Here is a 25,153-nt window from a genome sequence, read left to right as displayed (position 1 = left end):
GAACGGGAGCTGCAGTCCAGCTCGGTTCGACGGCCTCGGCGATTCGTCAGGACCTACCCTATACCCACGCCGCGAAACTGTCAACGCTCCCGCGCCACGCGCGGCTCCAGCTCGTTCCACCCGGCGGTTCCAGCCAGCTCGTTCCAGCCAGCTCGTTCCAGCCTGCGAGCCTGCCGGAGACCTGCGGGAGAGGAGAAACCGAGCGACCTGAAGAGATGCCGGCTTGTTCTGTTCACCGGCCTCTTCAGGTTCTCAGCGCCGCCGCACGGCAGCGCTGCTGCGCGCCAGCACCGACGGCTGTTTCTATTTGAGGCTTGACACAGGGATGTCAACCGTTGTGACGGCCCCGGCAGGGGCGGGCGCCCCCAGGGGCAGCCGACACGAGAGGGCGGCCGCGCTCGCTCGCTCGCTCGACCCGGCTACTGCCGTGCCTTCTCGTCGAGGAAGCCGGTCACCCACGCGAACGGCGCGTTCCAGTTGATCGTGATCTCGTTGACGCTCCAGGCCTCGATGTGGTCCACGAAGCACCGCTGCGCGACGCACCCCTTCAGGCCGGCGCTCTGGACATGGGGGTCCTGGAGCGAGGAGTTCGGGCCGCCGGACACGGCGCCGGGCGGCGCCTTCGGGTATTTGCTGTTCGCCTGATGGGCCCAGAACCGGTGGTGCGGGTTCTCGAGCGGCTTGTCGCCATAGCCCGTCACGTACGACTGCCCGAGCGGGTTGCGCCCGAGGAGGTAGTCCATGCCGAGCACCACCCCGTCGAGGTACTTCGGCTGCTTGGTGAAGTCGTGGGCGAGCGCCACCACGAGCATGTTGTTCAGCACGCCCGAGTTCGAGCCCCAGTCGTACTTGCCTGCAGGCGTCCGAGCGACGAGCGTCCGGTACCCTTCCTTGTCGGCGATGGCGAGGTACTGGTCGGCCGCCTTCGCGATGCGGCCGCGGATCTCCTTCTGCCACGCCGCGTCCACGTGGCCGGGCACGATCGCCATCGAGATCTGGCCGAGCCCGTCGGTGACCCGCCAGTTCATCGACGCCGCGCCCCCTTCGATCTCCGTCGGGAACCGCGCGTTGAGCGGCGAGGCCTGCAGGAACTGCTTGTACTCCGGCTTCCCCGTCGTGACGAAGAGCTCCGCCGCGGCCCAGTAGAACTCGTCCTTGGCGTCCGTGTCGTCGTAGGGCCCGCCGCCCTTGTCGCCGCCGGGCGGCGCGTAGAGGGCCGGGTTCTGCTTCGCCGCCGCCCAGGCGCGCTCGGCGGCCTTCAGGCACTTCGCCGAGAACGCCGCGTCCACCGTCTTCCAGATGCGCGCGCACTGCGCCCCCGTGGCCACGACGTTGAGCGTCGCCGCGGTGCTCGGCTTGTGGAGGAAGCGCGCGAGCTTGTCCTCGTGCGGCGCGAGGCCGAGGCCCGTCCACGACTCGTCGTGCATCTTGTGGTGGACCATGCCGGCGAGCGGCTTGCCTTCCGGCACCTGCATGCCCATCAGGAACTCGAGCTCCCAGCGCGCCTCGTCGAGGATGTCGGGCACGCCGTTCTTGCCCTCGGGGATGTTGAGCTTGCCGTCCGCGAAGTCGGCGCTCGAGGCGCCGAGGTGCTTCGTGCGCTCGTACCAGTTGAGCAGCGTCCACACCGAGATGCCGCCGTTGACCACGTACTTGCCGTGGTCGCCGGCGTCGTACCAGCCGCGGGACGCGTCGAGCGCATAGTCGCAGCCGCTGTCCTTCAGGCAGCGCGTGCTCTTGTCGTGGAGGTGCCCCGCCGGGCGCGCCAGCTCGGGCTTGCCGGCATAGGGCATCTTGATCTCGATGCCGCTCCGGTTGTGGTAGAAATACGCGAGCGCGTCGACCTTGAGCTTCTGGTAGATGCCGGCGCCGATGTCGAACGGGAAGCTCTTGTCCTCCCCCACCTTGAGCACGTAGCCCTGGCCCGGCGCCTTGACGATCGTGAAATCGACGAGGTGGACGTGATCGCCGGAGGCGCCGTCCTTCCCGAAGACCTTGGTCTGGCCGCGCACGACCGGCTTGCCGGCGCCGTCGAGCAGCTCCCACGCGAGCGGCGCGGTCGCCGCGTTGCTCACGCTCGCGACCTTGATCGCGCCCGGCAGATACCCGATCTGATTCACGGCGACCTTCGGCGCCGCCACGGCGGTCGCGGCCGCGCTGGCCTTGAACTCCGCGTCGTCCAGGCGAATGTCGTCGATGCAGACCTCGAACGGCTCCTTGGACGACGCCATCGCGCCGCCGATGTGGAACGCGAGCTCCGCCGTGGGGTCGTCGGCCTTCGCCATCGAGAACTTGCCGGAGAGGGTCCTGGGCTCGGTGCCGAGCTCCACGGTGTCCGACCAGTACTCCTCGTAAGGCGGGCCCGACATGCCGACCTTCGGGCGCGCCTTCGTGGGCGCGGACGCCCAGGCCTTGTACTGAATCGTGTAGCTGTGACCCTTCTGGATCACCATCTCCCGGTGGCGAAACTGGGCGTCCCAGTTGTTCGACCCCTTGTTCGTCACCGTCACGCAATAGGCGCCACTCTTCACCTCGGCGCTGCCCGCGCCCGGCGCGGTGAACGAGGTGGTCCAGGGCAGGCTCTTGTTGTCGTTGAAGTCGGAGGCCTTGAGCAGGTTGGTCTGCGCGGCCCCGGGGCTCCCCGCGGCGCCCGTGTCACCGCCGGCGGAGGGCGCGACCTCCGGTCCGGTGCCCTGCGAGATCGCGCATCCAGCGCTCGGTCCGAGCGCGCCGAGCGCGCCGAGCACGAGCGCGGACCCCCGCCCCGCTCGGCTGAGGATCCACGGCTTGAGAATGGGGTGGTTCATAAGTCCTCGATTCACGGCTGGGTGCAAGAAGCGCACAAAAAGCGGCAAATTCGCCCATCTTGTCAAGCCCAATCCTCGCCGGCGCGTTGAATCCCCCCGGGGGGCGCGCGCCGTCCTGCGAGCCCGCGGCCTCCGGAGGCCGCGGAGCCGGCGCGCGCGCCCCGGAGGCCGCGGAGCCGGTGCGCGCGCATCCGTGGTGCTCGGGCGTGGTGCTCGGGCCCCGGTCGATTCGCGCTGGTACCGCTGGCGCGGCCACACTAGGCTCCGCCGAGCATCGCGTCGCACCAGGATCGCGACCGAGCACTCCAAGGAGACGACATGGCAAAGCACAGCTTCTCAGTCCCCTTCAGCGGTACCTCTCAAGACATCGTCGCGAAGGCCAAGGCAGCGATCGAGAAGGCCGGCGGCAAGTTCAGCGGCAACGAGGGCAAGGGCGATTTCTCGGTGCCCACGCCTGCGGGGACGGTGAAGGGGACCTATTCCGTCGCCGCGCAGAGCTTCTCCGTCGACATCACGGACAAGCCGTTCATCGTCCCCGGCAGCACCATTGAATCCGAGGTGCGCAAGTTCCTCGGGAAGGCCTGAGCGGCCCTCGCGCACCCGGGTGTAGTGGTCGCATCTGCCCGGAGAGAGTTCACATGAAGGCGTGACTCCTCGCGGCTTGCAGGAGACGAGAATTCAACGCAAAGGCGCAACGGCGCAAAGACGCTAAAAGGAAAAGATATGGGGTGGGGAATTCCCACTCGCAGACCGCTGGACACGTGAGCGTCGCCGCGTCCACGACGACCTCGGCCATCTCGCTCTGGCGCACTCAATCCCTTTCTTTTTGCGTCTTTGCGCCTTTGCGTCTTTGCGTTAAATTCACCCCTCGCGATATCCGCTGCACAACCGCCGGCCGGCAGGGCGACAGCGCCCGACCCGTCATGCGCCGTCGCCGGCGAGGTGCACCTTGAGGACGCTCTCCTCTGCGGGCACGCCGAGCCGCAGGGGAAAGCCGTAGTGTCCTGTCCCGCGGTGCACGTAGAGCCGGTCGGGGCCGCGGGCCCACAGGCCGTGATCCGGCATGTTCACGAAGAGCCGGAGGATGGTCCAGGAGCCGCCGAGGCTGACGAGGCCGAGCTGCCCGCCGTGGGTGTGGCCCGAGAGCACGAGATCGCCCTCGCCCTCGCCGAGGAGGCGGAACGCGCCTGGATCGTGGAGCAGGATGAGCCGGAGCGCCCCCTTCACGCGCGGGTGCCGGGCGCAGACCGCCGCCATGCGCTCCGCGCGATCGCGGTAATGGAAGTCCATCCCGAGGACCTGGACCGGCCCTGCGGCGGTCTCGACGAGCGCCGCCTCGTCGACGAGCAGGCGCGCCCCCACCCGGGCGAGCGCGGTCGCGACGTGGCGGGGCGACTCGTGATCGTGGTTGCCGTGGCACGCGAACACACGGCCCTCGAGGGCGCGGAGCGGGGACAGGGCCTCCGCGAGGTGCTCCGCGGTGTCCTGCGACTCCATGGTCAGGTAATCGCCGGTGAGCACGATGAGATCGGGATCGCGCTCGACCGCGCGCTCACAGATGCCGCGGAGCCGCGCGACGGACATGAAGGGACCGATGTGAGGATCGGTGATCTGGACGATGCGAAGGGGGCGGCGCGCGCCGAGCGGCTCCTCGCGCGGGAGCGGGTGGCGGCGCAGCCCCTCGACCGGAGCGCGGTCGACGACGAGCTCGACCTCCTCGCGGCGGGCGGTGAGCGACTGGACGATGCCGATGCCGGCGAGGGCGAAGGGCACCCAGAGGCCGTACGGCGTCGCCCCGAGGCCACTCGCGATGGCCCACGGGAACGACAGGAGGATGGCCGCCACGAAGTAGGACGCGGGGATGCTGACGAGCAGCCGGTAGGCGAGCGGGCGCATCCGCGGGCGCGAGAGCAGGAGAAAGTGCAGGTACACCGCGCCCTGGAGGACCGCGAACGCCGGCGCGAGCGGGCCGGCGTGGCGGAAGAGGGCGCACGCGATCAGGGTATGGATGCCGAGCAGCACGCCGACGAACCGCGCGTAGAGCGGGCCGCGGCGGCGCCTCGCCGCCACGACGACGAGGAGCCAGGCCAGGACGGAGGCCACCCAGAACAGGACGACGGGGGAGAGGGACTTCAATCGGCGGCTCCAGGCGACCCAGGCGCGCAGAGCCACCGCGGTCTGCCTTGCCTGGTCGGATGCCAAGTCTCCCGCGTCCAGCGCGTCCGCGCCAGGCGCCCGGGGCCGCTCGAGGGGTCGAACGAGCCTGTGAGCTCGGCGGTCAACGCCGAGCCCAGGAGCACGCCGCCGCGGCCGTCCGACAGGCCGCGTGTGGCGCAGCGCTCCCCTCACCGCGGAGGTCCGGGAGCGCTAGCTCACGCATCATAAAGATGCAGCTCGATGCGAACAGCGGGATGGCCCCTTGTTCCACGCCTCGAACGCGGCCGTTCCAGATCGCCGCCTGGCGCCGCTCCGGGTAACGCACCATACTCCGTATGTGATTCTTGAGCGTTCGCGCGCGGGTTTCGTACGCGCGCCGCCGAGCCGGGCATGCCGTCATCACAGGCCCCATCCATCGGCTTGCTGACAATCGCTGGCTTGACCTCGATGGCGCTGGCAGCCGCCTGGCCGAGGCGGACTCCCGCGGCGCGAACGATCCTCCGAACATGAATGATGATGTGGAGACAGAATGAAGAAGAAAGAACTTGGTAACAAGCTTTGTCTCGTGGTCTGCGCGGGCGCCGCGCTCGGCCTCTCCTCGGCCTGCACTGGCGCCGATGCGTCGGACGAGCCGCTCGGGTCGCACTCGTCCGCGATCGTCGGCGGCGAGGTCGCCGAGGCGAGCCCCTGGGCCGTCCAGGTCTTCGACGTGCGCGGGAGCACCGGCGACTTCTACCAGTGCACCGGCACCCTCGTCGCGCCGCGCTGGGTGCTCACCGCGCAGCACTGCATCGCGGACGAGGGCGAGACGTCGGCGGTGCGCGTCGGCAGCAACACGTACGGCCAGGGCCAGCGCATCGCGGTCGACGCCGTCGAGGTGCCCTCGGCCGTCGCCGACATCGCGCTGCTCCACCTGACCGAGGACGCCGATGGACCGTTCGTCCAGCTGGCCGAGGCGACGTCGGACGCGGTCGGCAGCAGCGCGACGGCCTACGGCTGGGGGAGCGAGGGCACGCCGCTGGTGATGGCGCCGTCGCTCAAGAAGGCGACGCTCCACATCGATGGCTGGCGCAACGACGAGGAGCTCCTGGCGACGGGCGTGACGGGCGCGGGCTGGAGCGGCGACTCGGGCGGCCCGTGGTTCGTCGACGGGCGTCAGGTCGCCGTGTTCTCGGCCTCGAACGGACAGGACGGCACGAACCTGCACGCGACGGTCACCGGCGTCGACGTGGCGCGCCACCGCGCGTGGATCGACGCCACGATCGCTGGCGGCCCCACCGTCCATCCCGCCGGCGAGGTCGTGCTCCACGATCTCTCGAACTTCTCCGGCATCTCGCAGGGCTTCGGGCTCGGCCACCACAACCTCCCGAACTTGACGGTCATCGGCGACAACCGCGCGAGCGCCATCCGGGTCCCCGCCGGGCTCCGGGTCACGGCCTTCATCCACCACCACTTCGGGGGCGAGGTGCGCATCTTCACCTCGGACACGGACCTCGTGGCCGCGGGCTTCAACGACGCCATCTCGAGCATCGTCGTCTCGAACGCCTCGGACCCGCAGCTGGACGTCGTCACCTTCTACGAGCACGCCAACTACTCGGGCGCATCGTTGATGTACGGCGTCGGCTCCGGCTACTTTTACAGCACCCCATGGGACCAGACGGTCAGCTCCGTCCGCGTCCCCCCCGGCTTCCAGGTGACGCTCTACGACGGGCTCTGGGTGTACTCGCTCGAGTCGCGCGTCTTCACGACAGACGCGAACCTCGCCCCCCACAACTTCGACGACAAGGCCCGGAGCTTCCTCGTCGAGCGTTTGTAGGAGCGAGGGCGCGAAGCGCATCTCGCCCCTGTCCGCGGGCGTCACTCCGCCGTCGCCACCGGTCCGGGGAGGTGCGCCCGAGCAGGCGTGAGCCGGCCCGCGACCTCGCTCCCCCTCCCCCGCTCACGCCTGCAGCACCCGCAGCGACCCCCTCACCACTCCATAGCTCCCCTCGGCCCGCAGACCGCGCGTGACCTCCGCGGGCGCCGCCTCCCCGGCGAGCAGCCGGCGGTACGCCTCCACCACCCGCCGCGCCCCCTCGGCGTCCTCGCGCACGAGCTCGATCCGGAACCGACGCACGCCGCTCTTCGCGAGCTTCGGCACGAGGTGCGCCGCGCTCTGCGGGGCCGCGTGAAACACCGTGTTGCGACACCCCACGTCCGCCTCGAGCGGGTGATCCATCCCCGCCCGGTCCCGCAGCGACAGCGCGTGCTCGTCGCACGGACGACCGCAGGTGCGATGATCCTTCCCCTCCGAGAGGGTCGCCGCGATGACGCAGTGCTCCATGTGGAAGAGCGGCATCGGGTGGTGCACGACCACCTCGGCGAACGGCGCGAACGGCGAGTCGAGCAGCGCCACGAGCTGCGCGGCGTCGAGGTCGAACGACGGCGTGAACGCGGCGAGCCCCCGCGAGAGGACCTCGCGCGCGGCCAGCTTGTTCGTGACGTTGAGCGAGAAATCGCCGATCCGGGGCACGCCCGGCGAGGCGTCGAGCAGCGCGCCGAAGCTGCGGACCAGGATCGCCGCCGGCCCGAGCGAGAGGAGGTACCTGTCGATCTTCTCCTCGCCCGGCTTGCGGATCCGCGGCGGCGCGACCGCCACGGACGCCCCCGCCGCGATGAGCTCGCGCGCCGCGGCCCCGAGGCCGACCATCTCCAGGAAATCGAGGTAGACGCCGCTCGCGCCGGCGTCGAGCGCCGCGCGCGCCTGGCGCACGTTGCGGCACAGCACGAAGAGGCCGGGCGGCGGCGGCTCGATGGCCGGCGGGACGGCCCCGGCGACGAGCCCCTCGGCCGGCAGCGGAGCGCACGCATGGGGGCGGTGCGACGCCTCGAGGAGCGCCGCGACGAGCGCCCGGCGGGCGCGGTTCAGCGCCGACGGCGGCACGAGCGCCGGCCCGTCGAGCGACAGCCCGACGCCGCGCAGGACGAACGGCGTGTCGCCCAGCCGATCGAGCTGCTTGCGCAGCGTGGCCTCGTCGAGCGGCGACCTGTCGGCGCGGCCGAGCGCGGCGTCGACCTCGACGGCGGCCGACGCGCCGTCCTCGGTCGCCGCCGAGAGCCGCGGGCGCTCGCCGAGGCGGCCCTCCAGGCGGACGTCGATCGCCACGCGGCGCGGGGCGCGATCGAGCGCCTCGCGGACCGCGCGCGCGCCGGCGGGGTCGCTCGTGCGGAAGACCCGGCGCCCGCGCAGCCCGCGCGCGCCGCGCAGCACGTCGTCCGGCAGGGGCCGGTCCGGGCCGAGCCACACCTCGACGTCGCCGCCCGCCGGCGCGCGCTCGACCTCGCGGCCGTCGGCCCACAGGCCCCAGATGCGGCCGCCGATCTCGCCCTCGCCGGCGAAGCCGCCCTCCACGAGGATCCCCTCGCCGCGCGCGAACGGCCGGGCGGCGCGCACGACAACGACCTCGTGGCCGCGCCGGCGCCCGACGCCGCGCGCCTCGCCGACCTCGATGCCGCGGTGGTCGCAGGTGCGGCCGTCGACGAGGCGCTGGTGGTCGACGCCGCGCAGGAAGCCGGGCCCCGAGCCGCGCGAGAACGCCTGGAGCGCCGCCTCGCGGTCCATCGCCCCGGGGCCGGCCCCGGCGCCGAGCGCCGCGTCGATGGCGGCGCGGTAAAGCCGCGCGGTGGCGCCGACGTACTCGGGGCCCTTGAGGCGCCCCTCGATCTTCACCGAGGCGACGCCGAGCGCGACGAGGTCGGGGATGACGTCGGTGGCGTCGAGGTCCTCCGGCGAGAGGAGGTACGCCGCGTCGCCGAGGTCGCGGAGCGCGCCGTCGACGACGAGGCGGTAGGGCAGGCGGCAGGCCTGGGCGCAGGCGCCGCGGTTGGCGCTGCGGCCGCCGATCGCCTCGCTCGTGAGGCACTGCCCCGAGTAGGCGATGCAGAGCGCCCCGTGGACGAAGACCTCCAGCTCGACGTCGGTCGCCCGGCGGATGGCGGCGATGTCGTCGACCGAGAGCTCCCTGGCGAGGATGACCCGCGCGGCGCCGAGCGACCGCGCGAGCTCGACGCCGGCCGCGTCGGTGCAGGTCATCTGCGTGGAGGCGTGGATCGGGAGCCCGGGCGCGAGCGCCCGCGCGAGGCGCATCACCGCGAGGTCCTGGACGATGACCGCATCGACGCCGGCCGAGGCGCACGCCTCGATCGCGCCGCGGACCGCCGGGAGCTCGTCGTCGAACACGAGCGTGTTCAGGGTGACGTAGCCCTTCACGCCGTGGGCGTGGAGGAAGCGCATCGTCTCCGCGAGCTCCGCTGCGTCGAAGTTCGCGGCCCGGGCGCGGGCGTTGAAGGGCGAGGCCGCCGCCGCGCCGGCGCCGGCGGCGCCCCCCCGGAGGCCAAAGTAGACGGCATCGGCCCCGCCGCGCACGGCGGCTTCGAGGGCGGCGCGATCACCGGCCGGGGCGAGGACTTCAGGGCGCGCGGGCCGCATCATGCGGGCGGTTCTAGCAAGGGGTGGCGCCGTTGTCGCCCTGACACGAGCGGCGTCCTGGAAAGCGGGAAAGCGCCTCGTCCGGCGGGCTCGGCCGCGCCCGGGCGCCTTGACCTGGCTTCCCGAGGTGGGGCACGATCCGCTAGAGCACCGATCCGCCGCCCGCCCAGGCGCCCCGATGGCGCATGCCGCAGAGGGATGCCGATGAACAGAGACGGTCTTCGCTTCAGGTACGCGCTGTCGGCGGCCGTGCTCTGGCTCCCAGCCGCGGTCCTCGCGGCGACCTCCGCGTGCTCCAGCGACGTCAGCTCGGCGGAGGTCTGCGCTCCTCCCGATTCGGCCTGTGACGGGGTCTGCGTGGCGCTGCGCTCCGATCGCGCGAACTGCGGCGCGTGCGGCGTGGCGTGCCCGGCCGGGGAGGCGTGCATCGACGGCGCATGCGAGGAGGGGGGCAAGGGGGGAGGTGGCGGCGGCGGCGGCGGCACCGACGGCGTGGGCGGCGACCCGCTGGCGTGCGGCGACGACCGCCACGTGAAGCGCTGCGACGGCGCCTGCGTCGACACGCGCACCGACCCGAACCATTGCGGCAAGTGCGGTGAGCCGTGCGAGCCGGGCCGCGCGTGCGCCGGCGCCCTGTGCCAGCGGACGTGCCTGGAGGGCCTCACCGACTGCGCCGGCGCCTGCGTCGACCTCACCGCCGCTCCGCAGCATTGCGGCCGGTGCGACCGCGCCTGCGACCCCGGGCGGCCGTGCGAGGACGGCCGATGCGGGTGCAGCGCCGAGCCTTCCCAGGACATCGGCTCCGGCGTCCCTCAGCGGGTCGGCGGCACGACATCCGGCGCCGACGACGGCCGCTCGCTGAGCTGCGCGGGGTCGGGCGCGGCCGATCAGACGTTCCTGTTCACCGCGCCCCACGCGGGGACCTACCTGTTCGACACCTTCGAGGCCTCCCACGACACGGCGCTCGGGGCGCTGCGGGCGGACACCTGCGCCGAGCTGGCCTGCAACGACGATGCGGGGAGCCTCCAGTCGCAGATCGCCGTCGATCTCGCCGAGGGCGAGCCCGTCCTGGTGGTGGTGAGCGGCGCGGAGGGCGACTTCACGCTGCGCGTGACCGAGCCGGGGCCGATCGTGTGCGCGCCGACCGCCCTGGAGGCCGTCGTCCCGCAGACCGTGACGGGCTCGACCCTCGGGCTCGAGGACTCCGTGTACGCCGAGTGCGACATCGCCTCGAGCCAGGACGCCACGTACACCTTCACGGCCCCCGAGGACGGCCTCTACGTCTTCAGCGGGCGCGCCGCCTCCCGTGAGCTGATCGTCGAGGTCCTCGACGACGGCACCTGCACCGGCAGGTCGCTCGCGTGCGCATACGGCTCCAGCCAGACGAGCGCGGTCGCGGAGCTCGAGGCCGGGAAGACGGCGCTCGTCGCCGTGGCGAGCCCGAGCGGCCCACTGCCCGAGTTCACGCTGGAGATCTTCGAAGCCCCGACGTGCCCGGCGGTGAACCTCGGCTCGAGGGTCCCGCAGACGGTGACCGGGAACAACGAGGACCTCCCGAACGTGTTCTCGGCGTGCTTCTCGCCCACGAGCGGCGGCGAGGCCACCTACGGCTTCACCGCGCGGCACGACGGCGTGTACGTGTTCGATGCGACGGAATCGAGCTTCCCCGTCCTCCTGGAGGTGCGCCGCGAAGGGTGCCGGGGCGAGGTCATCACGTGCCTCGACGGCTCGTCCCAGCCTGCGCGCGCCGTGCTCCCGCTCGCGGCCGGCGAGACCGCGGTCATCGCGCTGGACAGCTACGGCGAGACGGGCGACTACGCGCTCGAGGTCACCGAGGCGGCGTGCCCCCTCATCGATCTCGGCTCGACGGCGCCGCAGACGGTCACAGGCACGACCGCGGGGCTCTCCGATGCCCTCGCGCCGGTCTGCGGCTACTTCGGGGCTCCCGAGGCGACCTACCTGTTCACCGCCCCGGCCTACGCCCTCTATACCTTCGACACCGAGGGCTCGACGTTCGACACGCTCCTGGACGTGCGGGACGGCGCATGCGCCGGCCCCTCGCTCAAGTGCAATGACGACGCCGACCCCGAGGGGGCCGTCACCCACTCGCGGTTGACCCTGCCCCTCTCCGCCGGTCAGGCCGTGATCGTCGCCGTGGACAGCTACGAAGCGAGCGGGGAGTACACGCTCCACGTCACCCAGCAGGAGGTGCCGCCGTGCCCGCTCTTCGATCTCGGCGATTCGGTCCCTCAGACGGTCACGGGCAACAATGAAGGCTCTCTCGATGTCCTGACGCCCGAGTGCGGCGGGGACCCCGGCGGCGAGGTGACCTATGCCTTCACCGCGCCCGCGGAGGGATATTACGACATCAACACCGTGGGCTCCACGATCGAGACGGTCCTGTCCGTGCGCCTGGGCGGGTGCAGGGGTCCCGAGATAGCCTGCGCCAGCGACGGGAGGAGCTCGCGCGCGCTCGTGCGGCTCGACGCCGGCCAGGCGGTCCTGATCAGCGTCGACACGAGCGGCGAGGAGGGCGACTACGCGCTCAACGTGAGCCAGTTCGACGGCTCCGGCACGTCGGACTCCGGCCATTACGAGCTCAACATCCATCTTTGACCCGCGCAGCGCCGCCGGGCGGCGCCGCGGATCCCCCTCTCCGACAGGAGCTAGAACGGGACGAAGTCCTGATCGCCCGCGGCGTGCGGCACGCGCCCGTTGCTCGATGCGCCGCCGCTCGGGGGGCCCTTCTGCGGCGGCCTCCACAGCGCCCTGCCGCCGCGGCGGTCCGGTAGACGCCCCGGCGCCGCGGGCCTGTGGCCCGGGTCGCCGTCGCTCTCCTGCGCGAGGCGGAACGACGCCATCACGTTCTGGAGCTGCTCTGCCTGCGCCGAGAGCTCTGCCGCCGTGCTGGCGAGCTCCTCGGAGATCGCCGCGTTGCGCTGCGTGGACTGCTCTATCATCTCCACCGCCCCGCTGATCTGGGCCACGCCGTTCGACTGCTCCTTGGATGCCACGGCGACGCCCTGCACCAGCTCCGCGGTCTCCCGGATCGACGGGACGAGCTCCGCGATGAGCTGTCCCGAGCGCTCCGCGACGACGATGCTCGACGCGGCGAACGAGCCGATCTCCTTCGCCGCATCCCGGCTTCGCTCGGCCAGCCGCCGCACCTCCGTGGCGACCACGGCGAACCCCTTGCCGTGCTCGCCCGCGCGAGCCGCCTCGATCGCGGCGTTCAAGGCGAGCAGGTTCGTCTGGTACGCGATCTCCTCGATGATCACGATCCGCTGGGTGATCGCCTTCATCGCCTCGACCGTCTCCCGGACCGCCTGACCGCTCTGCTCCGCGTCCCTCGTCCTCCGGTGCGCCGTCTCCTCGACCTGCTTGCAGTTGGCGGCGTTCTTCGCGATCGTGCCGCTCAGCTGCTGCAGGCTGGCCATCGTCTCCTCCACGGACGCCGCCTGCTCGCTGGTGCCCTGCGACAGGCTCTGCGCCGTCGCCGAGAGCTGCACCGAGACCGAGGAGACCGAGATCGCGCCGCTCCGGACCTCGCCGATGAGGCCCGCCAGGCGCTCCGACATGGCCTTCACGGCGCCGAGCATCTGGCCGAACTCGTCGGAGCTCTTCACCTTGACGTCGCCCGTGAAGTCGCCCTCGGCGATGCGCTGGTGGATCGACACCGCCTGGGTGAACGGCAAGAGGATCATCCTGCTGAAGACGACGGCGAGCACGGCGGCGACGACGATCGCGAGCAGACCTCCTATCTGCAGCGTCACGTACATCGTCTTGACGAGCGCGTTCGTCGCCGCCTGCCGCTGGCCGAGGAGGGCGATCTCCTCGTCGTCGATCTCCTTGAGCGCCGCGCGCATCCGGTCCATGAGGCTCTTCTCGCGCCCCTTCCTGACCTCCTCGACGGCGCGATCCGCCGGCGCCTTCACCTCGTCCGCGCTGCGGCGTTGCTGGATGATCGGCTCCAGCACGGAGGAGAGCCACTCGTCCTGGAGCTTGTCGATCTTCTCGAGGCGCGCCTGCTGGCGCGGGTTGTCCCTGGTGAGCTCCCGGGCACGACTCATGCTTTGCTCGAACCGATCGCGCCCGCTGCGGTACGGCTCCAGGAACGATTCCACCCCGGTGATGACGAAGCCACGCTCCCCTGTCTCGATGTCGAGCAGCGACTCCATGATCTCGCTCGTCGTGAGCATCACCTCGTACGTGTGCTGGTCCCATGAGCGGGCCTCGTCGAGCTCCGCGAACCTCTTGTAGGCCGTGCCCGCCAGTCCGAGGACGATGACGACCATGGCGGCGAAGCCGAGGTAGAGCTTCCGGCCTACTCCGATATGCGCAAGCATGATGCATGCTCCGGGCTAGATGTGTTGCGGCTTCCTTCGAGCCCCGCCGGGGGCTGGAGCCGATAAACGGATGGCGCGACGCACCGCACGCGGTGGTCCGTCCCGTGGAGGCCCTCGGCGTGTCCGAGGAACAGGTACCCTGAAGGCGCGAGGCTGGCGATGAGCCTCGCCACGATCGACGCCTTCGTCGCGGCGTCGAAGTAGATGAGGACGTTCCGGCAGAAGATCAGATCGAACAGGCCGAATCGCCTGGGTGCCGCGTCGAGCAGGTTGAAGCGCCGGAAGGTGATGAGCCTGCGCAGCTCCGGCCGGGCCTTCATCAGGCCCGCGCTCGCGCCCGTCCCGCGGAGCATGTAGGTGCGCAGGCGCTCCTCCGGGATCTCCGAGGCCCGCTCGATCGGCCACACCGCGCGTTGCGCCTGGTCGAGCGCGCGGACGGACAGGTCCGTCGCGAGGATGCAGATCCCCGGAGCGCCGGTCGACGCGACGCCGGTCCATGGCGGCGCCTGTCCCGCCGCGTCGCTGCGATCCCGGGAGGGCAGGCTGTCGAGCAACGACATCGCTATCGAGTAGGGCTCTTCCCCGGTCGAGCAGGCCGCGCTCCAGGCGCGCAGCGGGCGGCGGCCGCGCGCGAAGGACGCTCCGTGGCCCGCGCTCTCGTGCCACGCCGGGAGGATCTCGCGCTCGAGGAGCTCGAACTGATCGCGCTCCCGGAAGAAGTGGGTCTCGTTCGTGCAGATGCAGTCGAGCATGTGCACGAGCTCGCCCTCGCCGCCCGGCGCGGTCACGCGGCGGTAGTACTCGCCGAAGCTGCGGAGCCCGAGCGCGCGGAGCCGGGGCCCGAGGCGGCAGAGCAGGAGCGGCTTCTTCTGCGGGCCGAGCGCGATGCCCGAGACGCGCTTGACGAGCCTCTGGAACAGCGCGAACTCCTCGTCACTGAGGACGCGCGGGCCCAGCTCGGCGAGCGAGATCATGGCCTGTCCCCTTCGCCGGCCGGCGCACCGTGGCTGCCTGGGAGCGCCGGCGGGGCCCCGGGGGCCGAGGGGCCGGGCGTCGCCGGGGCCAAGAGCTCCGCCGGAGAGAGGATGCGGTCGATGTTGAGCAGCAGCACGAGCTTCTGGCCCACCTTCGCCATCCCGAGCAGCTGATCCACGCGCACCTGCGCGCCGAAGGCCGGCGCGCGCTCGATCTCGTCCTCGGAGAGCGTGAGCACATCGCCCACGCCGTCGATGAGCAGGCCGAGGCGGGTGTTCTCGCCGTCGAGCTCGGTCTCGACGATGAGGACGCACGTCCACCGGCTCACCCTCGTCGGCGGCAGCCCGAGCTTGACCGCGAGATCGATGACCGGCACGACGCGGCCCCGAAGGTTCATGACGCCGACGATGCACGCTGGCATCATCGGGACCCGCGATGTGACGCTGTGCTCGACGATCTCCCGCGCCCGGAGGATGTTCACCGCGTACTCGTCCCCCGCGATGATGAAGGAGACGTATTGCGTTACGGGGCTCGACGCGTCGGAGATCATGACGCCTCCATTGGGAGAGATGGTAAACAGGCGCCCTGCGCGCCGGGACGCCGGCTCATCCTGGGCTGCCTCCGGCGGCCGATGGCGCTGCCCTGCGCTCGTCGGGGGCATCGACCGGGCCGAGGTCCCCGAGGACGCCGCCGAGCAACGCGTCGACGTCGAGGATCATCGCCACGCTGCCGTCGCCGAGGATAGTCGAGCCGGAGATGCCCCGGACACGGCGAAACAGCTGGCCCAGCGGCTTGACCACCGTGCGCCCCTCGCCGTCGAGGAGGTCGACCACGAGGCCGGCCTCGGCGCCGTCGTGCGCGACGATGACGACGCGCTCATCCGGCGGGGGAGATCCGCCGAGCCCGAAGAGCGCCCGGAGGCGGACGCACGGCAGCGCGCGTCCGCGCCGGATCATGAGCCCCTGGGCGCCGCCGTGCGCGAGCGTGCCGCGAGGCAGATCGCAGCAGGCGAGCACCGCGCGGAGCGGGATCACGTACCGCTCGCCGCCGATCCCGACGGAGAGCCCCTCGATGGTGGCCAGGGTGAGCGGGAGCTGGATCGACAGCGACGTGCCGTGCTCTTCACGGCTCTCGATCCGGATCGTACCCTGGATCGACTCCACGCTGCGCCGCACGACATCCATGCCCATGCCGCGCCCCGCCAGGTGGGACGACTCCGCCGCCGTGGAGAACCCGGGCTCGAACACGAGGCCGAAGAGCTCATGATCGGGGAGCGTCTCGGGCGCCGGGTGCCTCCCCAGCGCGCAGACGCGGGCGGCGATGCGCTCGCGGCTCATCCCGGCGCCGTCGTCGGAGATCCGGAGCGCGATGCCGCCCCGCTCGTGCGCGGCGTGCAGGGTGATCATGCCGCAGGGGTCCTTGCCCGCGGCTCGCCGCGCCTCGGGCGGCTCGATGCCGTGACAGATCGCGTTGCGCAGGAGGTGCGTCAGGGCGTCCCGGAACCGCTCGACCACGGCCGTGTCCACCTCGACGTCGCCGTGCACGACGAAGAGGCGCGCCTGCCTGCCGTGCGCGTGGGCGAGATCGCGCACCGTGCGCTCGTAGTGCCGGAACCAGGGGCCGACCGGCACCATGCGCGCGGCGCGCACCGCCTCCTCCAGCTCCTTGCAGAGCCGATCTTGCTCCTCCATCTCGTCGCGCAGCGCAGCGCCGGCATCGCCGCGCACCGCGCGGAGCGTCCGAGCGATCCTGTTCCGGCCCAGGGTGAGCTCTCCGATGAGATCCGCCATGCGATCCAGCTTCTCGACGGCGACACGGATGCTCTTGAGGCTCGTCGCTCCCTCCGCGTCCTCCTCGGTCGCGCGGCGCGCGCTCGCCGCCCCCGCGTCCTCTTTCGCCTTCAGCCCTCCGCGCCGCGCTTCCTCCAGGCGCGCGACGACCTCTCTGTACGAGGTGCTGCGCTCGGCCTGCCCCCGCTCGACCTCGGCGACGAGCCGGCGGGCAGCGTCCACCGTCTCGAGCAGCAGCGAGACCACGGGCGTCGAGAGCGGGAGTTCGCCGCGGCAGAGCGCCTCGATGACGTCCTCGGCGGCGTGCCCGAGCTCGCTCAAGCCGCCGAGGCCTACCGAGCCGGCGCTCCCCTTGAGCGTATGGGTGGCGCGGAAGATGCGCTGGAGGACCTCGTGAGCGTCGCGGCCAGTCTCGAGTTGCAGCAAAGCGCGCTCGATCTCGTCGAGGATCTCGTGCGCCTCTGGCATGAACGTCTGGAGCAGCTCGTCGCGATCGCAGTCCATGCGGCTCACAGAGGCTGGATCGAGATGGCGCCGTCGCTCGTCCGGAAGACGATCTTGCGTCCCCGGTCGCCGCCCGTGTCCAGCTGGGCGATCCATATCCGCTCCGCGCGCAGGAACGCGAGCCCGGCATCCACGTTCTGGGCGCCGAGGTGGGTGCCGCGCTCCCGGAACGCGGAGATGAGGCAGGCGCCCCCGACGACGCGCGCTTGCATCGCCCGGCTGGAGGCCCCGAGCTCCACGAGGCGCTCGAGGAGGCGCTGGCATGCGAACTCGGCGAAGCGGGCCGAAGCCACCCTCTGGCCTGGACATTCCGGAAGCGCGTAATGGTTCATCCCGCCGACGCCGGTGGTAGCGTCCCAGAGGCAGATCGCCACACAGGACCCAACGATGGTGGTCACCATGGTCGGCTCATGCGAGGCGAACAGCTGGCCTGGCATGATGTGTTGGGCCTCCGCCGGCAGCGAGCGCCAGCTGGGCGGTCCAACCGACGCGGAGGGCGCCCTTGGGTCGGACGGACTGGTCCTCTCCTCTCCGCCGACATCGTCGGGCAGGGGTACGGATCCATCGTCGCCGCTGGAAGGGGCGAGACGTGTGCCCTCGGATGCCCTCGCCGCCGTGTCAGTCGCCAAGGCAGTTCCTGACCTTTTCCAGGAGCTCCATCGTGTCGATGGGCTTCGTGACGAAATCGGAGCAGCCGCACCGGAATCCCTCTTCCATGTGCGCGACATCGCTCCGGCTGGTGACGAGCAGGATCGGCGTGCTGCGCGTCGCATCATCCGCGCGCAGCTGCCGACAGGCGTCGAACCCGTTCATGTGCGGCATGACGACATCAAGGAGGATGAGATCCGGCCATCGCGCATGGCCACCATGACTCCCCCTCTTCCACCTACCTACAAACCTACCTACAGGGCGTCTCCCCCGGAGCAGGACCACCCCACCATGAGAGTCGGCGGGGCCTTCAATAGAAATTTGCAACAGGCATGCACCATCACGGCGCCAGGAATGAGCTTGGGAGATGCCCTATTGGGCTCCGCCCGACGGCCGTCAAGCGCCCGGGGAGCGCGCGCGAGGAAGACTGAAACAGCTCCATTCGAGTTCGGCCGGCGGTCCGGCCGCTCGTGACGTTCGTCAGGCAGAACCTGCAGCAGATCGCGCGACGCTCGCGTACACTCCGGGGCTCGGCATGGATCAGCCCGTCCCCGGGGACAGCAGGGCGCAGCAGGTAGACGTCGCGGGCGCGCTCGCGGATCGGGCCTTTGACGCGCTCGGCGTCCTGCTCCGCGGCTTCGAGGACGCGGCCGAGCGCGACGGGCCGGACGCGCTCGAGGACGCCCTCGCGCGCGGTCCGGAGCACCTCTACGGCGGGCTGCTCACCGCGCTCCTCCGGCTCGTGTTCCTGCTCCACGCGGAGGCCCGCGGGCTCCTGCCGGTCGAGCACCCGCACTACGCGGCGCACCTCGGCGTGCTCCCGCTGTTCGGGGAGCTCGAGGCGGAGCACGTCGCGCGCCCGGCCGCGATGCGGCGGCGCTTCGGGGCGTGGGCGCGGCTCGTCGCGCTGTTCCGCGCCGTGTTTCACGGGATCTCCCGCCCCGAGCTGACCCTGCCGGCGCGGCGAGGGCAGCTCTTCGACCCCGAGCGCTACCCGTTCCTGGAGCGCGCGGGGGGCGGTGGTCCCTGGCAAGCGCCGTCGGTGGACGACGCCACGGTGTGCGCGGTGCTCGAGCGGCTCCTCGTGCTCGACGGGCGGCCGCTGTCGTACCGGGCGCTCGACGTCGAGCAGCTCGGCGGCCTCTACGAGGCGCTCATGGGCTACCGGGTCGAGCGCGCCGCCGGTCCGACGGTGTGCCTCCGGCCCGAGCGGGTCTGGGTGAGCGCGGCCGAGGCGCTTGCGCAGCCGGCGGCGCGGCGGGCGGCGTGGCTCGCCGAGCGGGCGGGGCTCTCGCGACGCGAGGCGAAGAAGCTCGGCGAGGCGCTCCCCGGCGCGAGGACCGAGGCCGAGCTCCTCGAGGCGCTCGGTCCGCTGCGCGCGAGGGACACCGAGGTGCTCGGGGCGGGGCGGCTCTTCCTGCAGCCGGGCGCCGAGCGGCGGCGGACAAGCTCTCATTATACCCCGCGCAGCCTGTCCGCGCCCATCGTCGCGCGGACGCTCGATCCGCTGCTTCCGCTCCTTCCGCCGCTTCCGCTCGATCCGCCGCTTCCGCTCGATCCGCCGCTTCCGCTCGATCCGCCGCTTCCGCTCCTTCCGCTACTTCCCCTGCTCCGGCAGATGGGCGAGGAGCCGCCGTCGGCGCGGCTCCTCGGGCTCGCGATCTGTGATCCGGCGATGGGGTCCGGCGCGTTCCTCATGGAGGCGTGCCGGTACCTCGCCGACCTGGTGGTGGCCGCCTGGACCCGCGAGGCGGCGCGCGGCGACGCGGCCGCGGCGGAGCGGCTCGCCCGGTCGGGCGAGGACGTCGTGGGCGAGGCGCGGCGGCTCGTGGCGCGGCGCTGCCTGTACGGCGCCGACAAGAACCCCTTCGCCGTGAGCCTGGCGAGGCTGTCGCTCTGGCTCGTGACGCGCGCGCGGGACGAGCCGTTCACCTTCGTCGATCATGCCCTCCGGCACGGCGACTCGCTTGTGGGGCTCGACCTCGCCCAGCTGCGCGGCTTCCACTGGAAGCCCGCCGCGCCGCTGCCGGCGGGCTGCGAGGCGATCGACGCCGCCATCGAGCGGGCGCTCGCGCTGCGGCAGCAGCTCGCCGGGCTCGGGGACGGCGGCGCGGCGCGCGAGCGGGAGCGGCTCGCGCGCGCGGCGGAGGAGGCGATCGGCCGGGCGCGGCTCCTCGGCGACCTCGTGGTGGGGGCGTTCTTCGCGTACGCGAAGGACAGGGACCGGCTGAAGGAGCGCGACCGGCGGGCGCAGCTCGCGATCGCGTGGCTCCGCGGCGGGGGGCCGCCTCCGGAAGAGCTCCTGGCCATGCAGCGGGCGCTCCGGGAGGGCGCGCCGGGGGAGGGCGCGCCGAGCGGGGCGCCGCCGCTGCCGCCGCTCCACTGGGCGCTGGAGTTCCCGGAGGTGTTCCAGGAGCCGCGCCCGGACCGTCCGGACGGCGATCGCGCCCCGGGGCCGGCGCGGCTCGACGCGTTCGTGGGGAACCCGCCCTTCCTCGGGGGAAAGCGGATCTCGACGGATCACGGGGACACCTACGCCGCGTGGCTCGAGCAGCTGCACGGCGCCACGAAGAACACCGATCTTGCCGCCCACTTCTTCCGCCGCGCGGCCGCGCTGCTCGGGGATCGCGGCACGGTGGGGCTCATCGCCACGAACACGATAGCTCAGGGCGACACCCGGCGATCCGGCCTGAAGCCGCTCGTCGAGGCGGGGCGGGCGGTCATCTACCACGCGGTGCGGAGCGTCCCGTGGCCCGGGGATGCCGCCGTCCACGTCGCCGTCGTCCACCTCGCCGTGGGCATGTCGCCGGCCGACGGCGTCCCGCCGCCCCGGCTCGACGGGCTCCCTGTCCGCCACATCAACTCCCACCTGCGCGCGATGCCGGAGCGGCCCGACCCGAGGCCGCTGGAGTCCAGCCGGGATCTCTGCTTCATCGGCTGCTTCCTCCGCGGCGACGGCTTCGTCCTCACCGACGGCGAGGCGCGGGCGCTCTGCGCGGGCGACCCGGCGGCCGGCGAGGTGCTCCGCCCGTTCCTGGGCGGCGAGGAGGTCAACTCGTCGCCTTCGCACAGCCCGCACCGCCACGTCATCGATTTCGGCGAGCGCGGGCTGGAGGACGCGGGGCGCTGGCCCGCGCTCCTGTCGATCGTGCGGAGTCGGGTCAAGCCGGCGCGGGATCGCCTGAGGCTCACCGGGGTCGACGCGGGCCACCGGGCGCGATGGTGGCAGTTCGCCAACCCGCGTCCGGAGCTCCGGCGCACGATCGCGCCGCTCGGGCGTTGCCTCGTCGCGGCGCGGGTGACGAAGCACCTGTGCTTCGCCTTCCAGCCGGCGGGGCGGACGTTCTCGGACCAGCTGTGCGTGTTCGCCATCGACGATTACGCGCGCTTCGCGGTCCTCCAGTCGCGAGCGCACGAGTCGTGGGCGCGCCTGCTCTCCTCGACGATGGGAGAGGGCCTCCGGTACGCGCCGTCGGATTGCGTGGAGACGTTCCCCTTCCCTCCCCCGGAGCACCTCGCCGCGGGCGGGCGCGTCGAGGCCGCCGGCGAGCGCCTCTACACCGCGCGCGCAGCGCTGATGGTCGAGCTGGGAGAGGGCCTGACCGCGATGTACAATCTCCTCAAGGCCCCTGCCTGCGCGCGCCCGGGCGTCGCCGAGCTCCGCCGGCTCCACGAGGAGATGGACCGCGCGGTCCTCGCCGCGTACGGGTTCGGCGACATCGAGGTTCCGCCGTACACCACGCCGGTCACGCCCGGCGAGCGGAGCGCGGCGAGCGCCTTCGAGGACGAGGTGATCGACCGGCTCTTCGCGCTGAACGAAGCGCGGGCCGCCGAGGAGGAGCGGCGGCGCGGGGAGGCCGAGCAGCGCGGCCCGCGGCCCGGCGAGCCGCCGCGCGCGCCGGGGCCGGGGCGCCGGGGCCGGTCCGGCGGCTAGCACCAACCGCCCCGATCACGCGCACATCACCTATTGCGCAGGGCTCGCGAACCCGGTCGCGGTGAAGATCTCGCCGACCAGTGAACGTGCCGATGATGGGGTCGGCGTACGGTGCGCGCGCCGTGAGCGATTGCGAGCAGGTCCTCGGCCTTGCGTGGCCCGCCGGATTGAGATCGTCGACCGTCAGTCGTGGAAGGTCGCCACGAGCGCCCCGTTGATCATCAGATCCACCCGGCGGTCTTCGCGGTTCTTGACCTGATCCGGCCGCAGCTTGGCGATCGCCATCCATTCGCCGAAGCCCACCGCGCTGATGCGGCCAGGCGGTACCCGCAGGGTGGTGCCGAGGATGTCCTCGAGCGCGGTCTTCACGTTCTTCGCGCGCAGCTCGGACAGGGTCCGATTGCGCTCGATCGTGTCGCGCCGATCGGTGTGGCCGAGGATGAAGATCTGACTCTCCGGGTTCGCCAGGGCCGCGAGCTGATCCGCGCACGTGACCCGCAAGAGCTGGCGCGCGGCCGGCGTCAACAGTGAGCTGCCGAAGCAGAAGTGCGGCGCGGCTGTCAGATGCCCGGTGACGTTCTTGCTGGCGGCGAAGTAGGTCGCCAGGTCGATCAGCTTGTTCTTCTTGTGGCGCACGCTCCCCACCAAGAGCTCGGCGCCGAACTTGACCTTGGGCTTCTTCGACTTGCCGCGCCCCGGCCCGACCGACACGTCGAGGTCCTCGTCGATCGCGAGCGTGAGGCCGTTCCTGCTGCGCAGGTAGCCGCCCGAGCCGGTCGCGCCGCCCTTGACCCACTTGTTTCCCGCCGACACACCCACTTCACCGAGCCACAAGGTGCCCTCGAAGTCGTCGGGCATCCATTCCTGGTCGGTAGCCAGGACCAGCTCGAACAGCACGTCGCGATCGGGGAGCTTGGGCTTGAGCGTGCCGCCGACAAAGGTGACGTCATAGGCGCGCGGGCCCGGCCACTTCGGCGCGCTCAGCTTCTCGACCACCAGCGTGCCCTCCGCATACTGCAGCACCACGCCAAAGCTCGCGACCTCCAGCTTGAGCCGATACTGATGCTTGCCGGCCGAGCGCGAGAGGGTGAGCGGCACGTCGAGCAGCTTGGCCAGCCGGGTCTCCTGCCGCTCCTGCGCCAGCTTCGTCAGCCAGTCAAGGAAGCTGCGCTTCTCGCCCGCATGGTTCAGCTTCTCGTGCGCGAGCCACATCTTGGCCACGTGCTGCGCGAGCACGGCGTTGTTGTGGTGGCCCTGCGGAAGCACCTTGCGCGCCTTCTCCCCGTGCGCCTTGAGCGGTTGCGACGGCACGACGTCGGGCCGTAGCGCGGCATCGCCGTTCCACAAGAGGTGCTCGACGTAGTTGACCAGCCTTCCAGCCGCCGTCTGCTTCGCCTGCTGCTCGGCGTAGGTGATGCCCTTGGGTGTCTTCAGGTAGTCCGTCAAGAGGTCGCGCAGCACGTCGGCGCGCGCGCCCTCCTGGACGAAGTCGGCTGCCGGCGTCGTGAGCGGAAACCACTCGCGCTGCTGCAGCAGGACGCTCAAGTAGTTGTCGTCCGACGTGTAGAGCGACATCATCATGGTCGGTCGATTGTCGGCGGACAGCTGCAGGACCTCGTCGTGCTCGGAACCGCCGTCGACCAGCACGCGCTTCTTGTCGGCTCCGAGATAGCTGCCTCTGTGCCAGCGCATCGTGCGGTCCGGTTGCTGCTGCAGGTAGCCCCAGAGCTTGTCGGGCTTGTCCACCTGGAACAGCACCGCCGTGCCATCGGCCTGGACATCGCCGCGCAGCTCCCAGTACTCGGGCTTCTTCATGTAGCCGCGCGCGGTACGGATGGCGATGATGGTATTGCCAGCCTGGTTGATGGCCCAGAAGTAGCGGTGGCCCGAGGCGCGCTTCGACTCGTAACGGCCGGTGAAGAGGATCGGGGGGCGGTCGGGGCTCGCGGTCGCGAGATCGCGCACGTTCTTCTCGCAATCGACGCCGCCGGCCTGCGCGGGGTTGGGGAAGGGAACGCGCAAGAGGCTCAGCACGCGGCTGCGCAGCGTCTTGGGGTCGCGACCGCCGGCATCGCGCCCGATCTTGAGCAGGGTGTTGATGCGGCGCTCGCCGCCCCAGAGCGCCTTGAACAGAGCCCGCTCCCAGCTGGCCTGTCCCTGCTCCTGCTCGCGCTCTGATTCGCTGCCCAGGAGGAGCTCGAGCTCCCGTTCGAACCGGATGCGATCCTTCATGGCGCTACACCTGCTGATCGTTCACAGGGTTGGCAGACAGCAGCTCGTCCGTGCATGGTCGAAACGCCGCGCTCAGACCCCGGATGCGGAGCCCGGCGCGCCGCTGCCACGCATCAGGCGCGCTGGGCGATGACCGCCCCGGACTGGCCGAGGTCGACTCCGGTCATCGCCTTGTAGCCTGTGCGGTAGGTCTCGAACTTCGGCTCCACCTCGTCGAGCCACGTCTCGATTGCGCCCTCGGCGGGCACGGCCGGGGTGGCGTCCTCGAAGTCCATGCCCTGCACGTCGAGGAGGATGTCGCGCCCGGTGACCGCACAGTCGCGGTGCATCGTGAAGCGGTTCCTGTCGGACGGCTTGCCGCCGCTGATGAGCAGGTCGTACGCCGCGGGGATGAGCTCGTCCTCGCGGTTGTACGGATCGGGGACGCCGAGCTGCGTGCGCAGGCGCGCGATCAGGTCGAGGCCTGCGAGCGTCCAGACGATGCCGCTCAGGGTGTGCGTGTGGTTGCGGCCATACTTGAACGGATCGAAGGCCTTGCGCAGCAGCACCACCGTGTCGCGGATCGAGGTGAGCGTGGCCACCGACGGCTTGCCGGCGTTGGTCGTGTTCTGGATGGCCACGGCCAGGCGCTTCTCCTGGTAGTAGCCGAGCGCCAAGTAGACGAGCCGATGGAACTGCTCGTCGAAGGTGGCGTTGACGGGCGCGTCGTTGCTGAGCTTACCGCCGGCCTCGGACGTCCAGCCCAGGCAGCGCCGGTAGGAGGTGTCGCGCTCGCGCACCGTGGAGGAGAGCCCCGCCTTGAGCTCGCGCACCATCACCTCGAGGACCAGCCCGGTCAGCCCCGCCGGCCGCAGCGGGAACTTGCCGCGGCTCACGAAGTCGTCAAGCAGGGCGCCGACCATGCGGTGGATGCCCATGCGCTCGAAGTAGAAGAGCCACACCAGGTCGCCGGTGAAGACCTGCTGGAAGAGGAGATTGAAGGTGCCGCGGTTGCCGTGGACCTGGGGGCAGTCCGGGGGCACCGGCCAGGTGCGGATTGGCCCGCACGGCCCGGATGCGGACGCGGCCAGGCGGCTCTCGCGGCCGTAGCGGAAGTACTCGTGGAACCGCGCCAGGGCCGGCTTGGGCATGGCCGGGTCCAGCCAATAGGGCAAGAGCAGCGTCTGCGCCGCCGGATCGAGCAGGTCGATGGCCGGGTCACCATCGGGCATCTGCGCCGCGATGTACTGATTCTGGAAGAGCTCTTTCAGTTGAGCGACGGTGACGTCCATGGGGACCCTCTCTCATCGGTG

At 71.5% G+C, this 25,153-nt stretch carries 15 protein-coding genes; 4 read left to right on the top strand and 11 right to left on the bottom strand.

Features of this window, described 5'->3' with window-relative positions; genetic code table 11:
* Positions 1–419: 419 nt before the first annotated feature.
* Positions 420–2,807, bottom strand: coding sequence for a glycoside hydrolase family 9 protein (locus WME75_RS11035; RefSeq protein ID WP_437489594.1), 2,388 nt, complete (start codon positions 2,805–2,807; stop codon positions 420–422).
* Positions 2,808–3,125: 318 nt separating this feature from the next.
* Between WME75_RS11035 and WME75_RS11030 the strand changes: the two genes are divergently transcribed.
* Positions 3,126–3,392, top strand: coding sequence for a hypothetical protein (locus WME75_RS11030; RefSeq protein WP_437489591.1), 267 nt, complete (start codon positions 3,126–3,128; stop codon positions 3,390–3,392).
* Positions 3,393–3,728: 336 nt separating this feature from the next.
* On the opposite strand, the gene WME75_RS11025 is transcribed toward WME75_RS11030, so the two are convergent.
* Positions 3,729–4,943 carry a metallophosphoesterase gene (locus WME75_RS11025; protein WP_437489589.1) on the bottom strand — a complete coding sequence of 405 codons (1,215 nt, stop codon included), beginning with the start codon at positions 4,941–4,943 and terminating at the stop codon, positions 3,729–3,731.
* Between the two features lie 550 nt (positions 4,944–5,493).
* On the opposite strand from WME75_RS11025, the gene WME75_RS11020 reads away from it, so the two are divergent.
* Positions 5,494–6,780, top strand: coding sequence for a trypsin-like serine protease (locus WME75_RS11020; protein ID WP_437489586.1), 1,287 nt, complete (start codon positions 5,494–5,496; stop codon positions 6,778–6,780).
* A gap of 123 nt (positions 6,781–6,903) precedes the next feature.
* Here the strand turns inward: WME75_RS11020 and WME75_RS11015 are convergent, their stop codons facing one another.
* The gene (locus tag WME75_RS11015; protein WP_437489583.1) at positions 6,904–9,435 is read right to left on the bottom strand and encodes a DUF3656 domain-containing U32 family peptidase; all 2,532 of its coding nucleotides are present in this window, start codon (positions 9,433–9,435) and stop codon (positions 6,904–6,906) included.
* A gap of 201 nt (positions 9,436–9,636) precedes the next feature.
* Here WME75_RS11015 and WME75_RS11010 point away from each other — a divergent pair, with 201 nt between their 5' ends.
* Positions 9,637–12,048, top strand: a complete 2,412-nt coding sequence (locus WME75_RS11010) for an MXAN_6577-like cysteine-rich protein (protein WP_437489581.1) — start codon at positions 9,637–9,639, stop codon at positions 12,046–12,048.
* A gap of 50 nt (positions 12,049–12,098) precedes the next feature.
* On the opposite strand, the gene WME75_RS11005 is transcribed toward WME75_RS11010, so the two are convergent.
* The 6 genes from WME75_RS11005 to WME75_RS10980 form a co-directional block, all read right to left on the bottom strand.
* The gene (locus tag WME75_RS11005) at positions 12,099–13,778 is read right to left on the bottom strand and encodes a methyl-accepting chemotaxis protein (protein WP_437489578.1); all 1,680 of its coding nucleotides are present in this window, start codon (positions 13,776–13,778) and stop codon (positions 12,099–12,101) included.
* Positions 13,757–14,752, bottom strand: coding sequence for a CheR family methyltransferase (locus WME75_RS11000; RefSeq protein ID WP_437489575.1), 996 nt, complete (start codon positions 14,750–14,752; stop codon positions 13,757–13,759). The genes WME75_RS11005 and WME75_RS11000 overlap by 22 nt, the downstream gene beginning before the upstream one ends.
* Entirely contained in the window at positions 14,749–15,303 is a 555-nt protein-coding gene (locus WME75_RS10995; protein WP_437489572.1) for a chemotaxis protein CheW, read from the bottom strand. Before WME75_RS10995 ends, WME75_RS11000 begins: the two co-directional genes overlap by 4 nt.
* Before the next feature lie 55 nt (positions 15,304–15,358).
* Positions 15,359–17,047, bottom strand: a complete 1,689-nt coding sequence (locus tag WME75_RS10990) for a chemotaxis protein CheA (protein ID WP_437489569.1) — start codon at positions 17,045–17,047, stop codon at positions 15,359–15,361.
* A gap of 5 nt (positions 17,048–17,052) precedes the next feature.
* On the bottom strand, positions 17,053–17,448 hold the full coding sequence (locus WME75_RS10985) for a chemotaxis protein CheD (RefSeq protein ID WP_437489566.1): 396 nt from the start codon (positions 17,446–17,448) through the stop codon (positions 17,053–17,055).
* Between the two features lie 217 nt (positions 17,449–17,665).
* Positions 17,666–17,980, bottom strand: coding sequence for a response regulator (locus WME75_RS10980; protein ID WP_437489563.1), 315 nt, complete (start codon positions 17,978–17,980; stop codon positions 17,666–17,668).
* A gap of 250 nt (positions 17,981–18,230) precedes the next feature.
* On the opposite strand from WME75_RS10980, the gene WME75_RS10975 reads away from it, so the two are divergent.
* Entirely contained in the window at positions 18,231–21,629 is a 3,399-nt protein-coding gene (locus WME75_RS10975) for a DNA methyltransferase (RefSeq protein WP_437489560.1), read from the top strand.
* A gap of 183 nt (positions 21,630–21,812) precedes the next feature.
* On the opposite strand, the gene WME75_RS10970 is transcribed toward WME75_RS10975, so the two are convergent.
* Positions 21,813–23,861: an OmpA family protein gene (locus tag WME75_RS10970; RefSeq protein WP_437489557.1), complete on the bottom strand. Its 2,049-nt coding sequence runs from the start codon at positions 23,859–23,861 to the stop codon at positions 21,813–21,815.
* 113 nt (positions 23,862–23,974) lie between these two features.
* Complete coding sequence (locus tag WME75_RS10965) at positions 23,975–25,132, bottom strand: hypothetical protein (protein ID WP_437489554.1); 1,158 nt, start codon at positions 25,130–25,132, stop codon at positions 23,975–23,977.
* Positions 25,133–25,153 lie beyond the last annotated feature (21 nt).

Origin of the sequence: Sorangium sp. So ce1014 (assembly GCF_051521505.1) — a bacterium.
Taxonomy (GTDB): Bacteria; Myxococcota_A; Polyangia; order Polyangiales; family Polyangiaceae; genus Sorangium.
Note: the sequence above shows the minus strand (reverse complement) of the source record. Positions and strands in the feature narration are given on the sequence as shown.

Coding starts and splice junctions, on each gene's coding strand:
- WME75_RS11035 (WP_437489594.1), bottom strand. CDS start 2,807: ATGAACCACCCCATTCTCAAGCCGTGGATCCTCAGCCGAGCGGGGCGG.
- WME75_RS11030 (WP_437489591.1), top strand. CDS start 3,126: ATGGCAAAGCACAGCTTCTCAGTCCCCTTCAGCGGTACCTCTCAAGAC.
- WME75_RS11020 (WP_437489586.1), top strand. CDS start 5,494: ATGAAGAAGAAAGAACTTGGTAACAAGCTTTGTCTCGTGGTCTGCGCG.
- WME75_RS11015 (WP_437489583.1), bottom strand. CDS start 9,435: ATGATGCGGCCCGCGCGCCCTGAAGTCCTCGCCCCGGCCGGTGATCGC.
- WME75_RS11010 (WP_437489581.1), top strand. CDS start 9,637: ATGAACAGAGACGGTCTTCGCTTCAGGTACGCGCTGTCGGCGGCCGTG.
- WME75_RS11005 (WP_437489578.1), bottom strand. CDS start 13,778: ATGCTTGCGCATATCGGAGTAGGCCGGAAGCTCTACCTCGGCTTCGCC.
- WME75_RS11000 (WP_437489575.1), bottom strand. CDS start 14,752: ATGATCTCGCTCGCCGAGCTGGGCCCGCGCGTCCTCAGTGACGAGGAG.
- WME75_RS10995 (WP_437489572.1), bottom strand. CDS start 15,303: ATGATCTCCGACGCGTCGAGCCCCGTAACGCAATACGTCTCCTTCATC.
- WME75_RS10990 (WP_437489569.1), bottom strand. CDS start 17,047: ATGGACTGCGATCGCGACGAGCTGCTCCAGACGTTCATGCCAGAGGCG.
- WME75_RS10985 (WP_437489566.1), bottom strand. CDS start 17,448: ATGGTGACCACCATCGTTGGGTCCTGTGTGGCGATCTGCCTCTGGGAC.
- WME75_RS10975 (WP_437489560.1), top strand. CDS start 18,231: ATGGATCAGCCCGTCCCCGGGGACAGCAGGGCGCAGCAGGTAGACGTC.
- WME75_RS10970 (WP_437489557.1), bottom strand. CDS start 23,861: ATGAAGGATCGCATCCGGTTCGAACGGGAGCTCGAGCTCCTCCTGGGC.
- WME75_RS10965 (WP_437489554.1), bottom strand. CDS start 25,132: ATGGACGTCACCGTCGCTCAACTGAAAGAGCTCTTCCAGAATCAGTAC.